The following is a 4,992-nucleotide window of genomic DNA, read 5'->3' on the forward strand; positions in this document are numbered from 1 at the left end:
GCCGGGGCTTGCCGCCGCTGCGGCGTTGCTGCTGTCGGTCGGTATCGGCGCGCCGCTGGCGTGGCCCCGCACCACCCACTACGTCGCCGCGCATGGCCACCCGCAACAGATCCGGCTGGCCGACGACAGCGTGGTCCATCTCGACGCGGACACTGAACTGTCGGTGCGGATGAGCCTGTTCGGTCGGCGGGTGGAGCTGGAACGTGGCCAGGCCAGCTTCGTGGTGGCGCCGGACCGGCGCCCGTTCGCAGTACATGCCGGTGGCCTGGAGGTCTCCGACATCGGCACCACCTTCGATGTCTCGCTGCTGCGCGAGCGGGCCCGCATCGCGGTCAGCGAAGGCCGCGTGCAGGTGCGTGGCGACGGTGGTCGTGGACGCCTGCTCGCGGACCTGTGGGCAGGCAAGGTCGCGCAGGTGGATTACCGGGACCAGCGCGTGCAGATCGGCGACGAGGACGCGGCCAGCATGACCGCCTGGTGGCACGGCCGCGTGGTGTTCCGCGACGAACCGCTGCGCGACGTGGCCGACCGTTTCAACCGGCGCAATGCGCAGCGCCTGCGGGTCAGCGACGACGCCGGCGCACTGCGCCTGACCGGCAACCTGCGCGCGGACGACCTCGCCTCGTTGCGCGCCTTCCTGGACCAGCAGCCGACGCTGGCGATAGAGCAGCGTGCCGATGGCATCCACGTGCGCCAGCGCGTGTCAGCGCAGGACGCTGTCAAAAAAAATTCATCGAAATAGCGGTGCCCGACCTGCGCGCTGCGCCCTCGTAGTTGGGGAAAGCCACCGCCATTCCCTCACTGGATCCCACGATGCGCCGCACTCTGTTCCTTTCGATCGCCCTTGCACTGCAAGTCACTGCAACCGCCACTGCTGCCGAACCCACCCGTGTCGCCGCCGAGGCCATTGCCTCGCAGCCCCTGGACCAGGCGCTCAACGCGCTTTCGCGGCAGACCGGCCTGCAGTTCGTCTACAGCGCGCAGGCCGCGGGCAATCCGCGCACGCCGGCGGTCCCCGCCGGCCTGTCGGCCGAGGCCGCGCTGGGCCGACTGCTCGCTGGCACCGGGCTGCGTTACCGCTACCTCAACGCGAGCACGGTCACCATCGAGTCCGACAGCGCCGCAGGCGTCCCGACCAGCGCCCAGATCGCGCCGGGCAGCGGCAATGAGCGCGCCGAAGCGACGCTGCCGGCAGCAATGGCCGACGCCTCGGCAGGCGTGGCCGCGCAGAACCTGGAAACCATCCAGGTCAGCGGCAGCTACAGCCGCAGCCTGGAGCAGGCGGTGGACATCAAGCGCAGCACGGTGGGTTTCTCCGATTCGATCGTCGCCACCGACGTGGCCGACTTTCCCGAACAGAACCTGGCCGAAGCCCTGCAGCGCGTCCCGGGCGTGACCATCGAACGCAGCAAGGGCCTGGGGACCAAGGTCAACGTGCGCGGGTTGCCGTCCGAATACACCCATGTGTCGATCAACGACCTCGCCACCGCGTCGGGAAGTGGCGGCCGCGACGTCGAATTCGACATGTTCGCCTCGGAGATCATCCAGCAGGTCACCGTGCAGAAGTCGCCGACCGCCGCGGACGAAGAAGGCGGCATCGCCGGCTCGGTGAAGATCAGCACCGCGCGCCCGTTCGACTACAAGGACCGCAAGCTGGTGCTGTCGGCCGAAGGCGCGCACAACAGCATTTCCGAGGAAGTGGACCCGCGCTTCGCGTTCCTGGCGGCCGACACCTGGGGCGACTGGGGCGGCCTGGTCTCCTACTCGCAGAGCAAGCGCACCAACCGCACCGATTCGACCTCGGGGATCAATTTCCGCCCGATGTCGCGCTTCCTGGGCGCCTCCGGCACCCGTGGCACGCAGGCGCAGGCGGTGCTGGCCCGCGACGCGGGGGTCAACATCACCAACCGCAACAACACCGATGAGACCAACCTGGTGGTGTTCCAGGACAAGGTGGGCGACCGCGTCTACCTCAACGAACAGGACAAGTGGGGTGCCACCGCGTCGCTGCAGTACAAGCCGAGCAGCACCTTCAGCCTGACCTTCGACGCGATGCTGGGCGGCTACGATTCGACCGAAGACGAGTACGACGCAGCCGCCTACTCGGCGTCCAGCCGCAGCACGCTCGACACGATCCACGCCTACGACGCCACCACCCTGTCCGAGTACGGCATGGTGGTGCTGCGCGACGTCTCCTATACCGCCACCCAGCACGAGATGCTGAGCAAGGAGCGGATCAACGAGACCGACTACAGCCAGTACAGCGTTGCGCTCGACTGGAAGGGCCAGGACTGGTACGTGGATGCGATGGCCGGCTACTCCGGCGCGGAGAAGACCTCCGACTATTCCAACCTCAAGCACGTGGCCTACGCGCCGTCGCGCACCCGCTGGACCGGGCGCAGCGGCGAGACCGTACCCAGCACCCCGGGCGGCTTCGACATGTACAACGCGTCGGACAAGTATCTGTTCGAAGCGTATGAAACCACGCTGGAGAAGGTGGACGACGACAAGTACGCCGCCCAGGTCAACGTGACCCGCATGCTGGAGCTGGCATTCCTGCCGGCGCTGCGCGACGTGAAGTTCGGTGCGCGCTACACCGACCGCTCCAAGCAGCGCCAGTACGGCGAGCTCAAGATCACCGGTCCGACCGCCGGCAGCAGCGCCTGGGTGAATACCCGCACCCTGGCCGACAGCCCGCTGCAGTCGATCGGTGACATCGTTCCCGGTGGCGACTACAGCATCAAGGACCTGGACTGGCAGCAGGTCTCCAACGACTACGCGCGCCGCGCGTTCCGCTACGACGGCTTCCATACGCCCTTCGACGCAGGCCAGTTCTACCAGGTCGATGAGAAGGTCACGAGCGTGTATGCGATGGCCGACTTCGCCTTCGATATCGGCCAGGTCCCGGTCAACATCAATGCGGGTGCCCGCTACGTGGACACCCGCGTGACCTCGTTCGGCTACCACCCGATCCAGCGACCGGACGGCAGCACCGGCTACACCGACACCCCGGTGTCCAGGGATGGCAGCTACGACGACCTGCTGCCCAGCTTCAACATGACCGCTGAACTGGCCCAGGGGCTGCTGCTGCGTGCGGCGGCCGCAAAGACCATGATGCGCCCGGCGCTGACCGACGTCGCCTACAAGCGCACCGCCAGCTGGGGCTCGTACCGCTTCACCGACGGCAACCCGGAATTGAAGCCTACTTATGCCAAGCAGTGGGAAGTGGGCCTGGAAAAGTACCTGGACAACGGCGCGCTGTTCGCCGCGTCCTACTTCCGCAAGAACATCGACGGCGTGGTGATCAACTCGCTCACCGGCGTGGTCGAGGACGTGGCGGTGTACAACGCCAACGGCACGCTGAACGGCATCTTCGACTTCGATGTCTACCAGCCGGTCAATGCCAAGGGGTCCTACCAGGTGGACGGCGTGGAGCTGGTCGCACAGCTGCCGCTGGGCATGTTCACGCCGGTGCTGGAAGGCTTCGGCGTGAACGCCAACTACACCGTGCTGGACAGCTCGCTGGCCGGTGAATCGGACCTGGGCATCCGCACCCCGATGCCGGGCCTGTCGGAGAAGTCCTGGAACTTCACCGCCTACTATGAGAACGAACGTTTCGACGCCCGCGTGTCCTACAACCACAAGGACGAGTACGTGGAATCGATCGGCTACGACATGTACCCGATCTGGCGCGATGCGTACGGCCAGATGGACGTGTCGATCGGCTACCGGATCACCGACAACATCAAGGTCAGCCTCAAGGGCATCAACCTGACCAACGAGATCACCAGCGGCTACACCATGGATCCGTCGTTCCCGACCATGTACGAAGCGTCGGGCCGCCGCATCAGCCTGGGCCTGCGCGCCGACTTCTGATCCCGCCGGCGGGCGTGCCCGCTGCTTCACCCGCCCGCCTGCTGCCCGCGCAGCAGGCGGGCGACATGCAAGGAATCCCCATGCACAGACTTTTCCTTCCAGCGGTGCTCGTGCTGTTGTCGGCGCCTGCTGCCGCGTCGACGGCCGACAGCGAACAGGGCCGCGACTGGCTGCCCGGCGACCACCACGTCCACAGCGAATGGAGCGTGGACTGGGACCACGGCACCACCCCGCCGACCCCGATCCGTGGCGGCGACTCGTCCTACACGCGCAGTCGCAACGCGCAGCGGGCGCAGCACTTCGGGCTGCGCTGGATGGTGCACACCGACCATGGCGGTCCCGGCCACTCGGCGGTCACCCGCGACCACGCCTATCCGGCGCTGATCGAGGCACGCCGCGACGTACCCGGGCTGATCCAGTTCAACGGCATGGAATTCGACGTGCCGGCGGGCGAGCATGCCACGCTGATCATCGCGCCGGGTCCGCTCGAGCGTGAGCAGCTGGTCATCCTCGAACGCGACTACAGCCGCAGCGAGCCGCTGCAGGGCAGCCGCGACAGCCAGCAGCAGATGCTGGACGCACTGCACCACATGCGCAGCCTGGCGCCGCTGCCGGTGCTGCTGATCAACCACCCTTCGCGCACGGCGACCGGGGCAGGGCAATGGGGCGCGGTCACGCCGGACGAGTTGAACGCCTGGCACGCGGCGGCGCCGCAGGTGCTGGTCGGGATGGAGGGCGCGCCGGGCCACCAGGCCACGCGCAGCGAGCGCGGGCTGTACCGCAATGCCGCGGCGCCCACCCGCGGCGGCTTCGACCAGATGACCACCGAGGTCGGCGGCGTGTGGGACCGGATGCTCGCCGTCGGCACCCGCTTCTGGATCACCGCCAGCTCCGATTCGCACGTGAACGTGCGCGATGGCGGCAGCGATTTCGACCCGGGTGAGTACAGCAAAACTTACGTGTGGGCGCGTCCGGACGCGGGCGACATCCTGGCCGGGGTGCGCGGCGGGCGCATGTTCGCGGTCACCGGCGACCTGATCGACCGGCTCGAACTGACTGTGCAGGCCGTCGACGGCAGCGGCAGCGTGGGGCGGATGGGCGACGCGGTGCCGCTGG

General features: G+C 67.7%; 3 protein-coding genes. All 3 read left to right on the forward strand.

The genetic code is table 11. From position 1 onward, the window contains the following. Positions 1-742: FecR domain-containing protein (locus RWO33_RS19080; RefSeq protein WP_314106881.1), on the forward strand; the 742-nt coding region annotated here is incomplete at its 5' end. Positions 743-813: 71 nt separating this feature from the next. After that, complete coding sequence (locus RWO33_RS19085) at positions 814-3,876, forward strand: TonB-dependent receptor (RefSeq protein WP_314106883.1); 3,063 nt, start codon at positions 814-816, stop codon at positions 3,874-3,876. 80 nt (positions 3,877-3,956) lie between these two features. Then, a partial coding sequence (locus tag RWO33_RS19090; RefSeq protein WP_314106886.1) for a hypothetical protein occupies positions 3,957-4,992 on the forward strand: 1,036 nt, incomplete at its 3' end.

The organism is uncultured Stenotrophomonas sp., assembly GCF_963519925.1.
Lineage (GTDB): Bacteria > Pseudomonadota > Gammaproteobacteria > Xanthomonadales > Xanthomonadaceae > Stenotrophomonas > Stenotrophomonas maltophilia_AE.

Excerpts from the sequence above, each read along its gene's own strand:
- RWO33_RS19085 (WP_314106883.1), top strand. The coding sequence starts at position 814 with ATGCGCCGCACTCTGTTCCTTTCGATCGCCCTTGCACTGCAAGTCACT.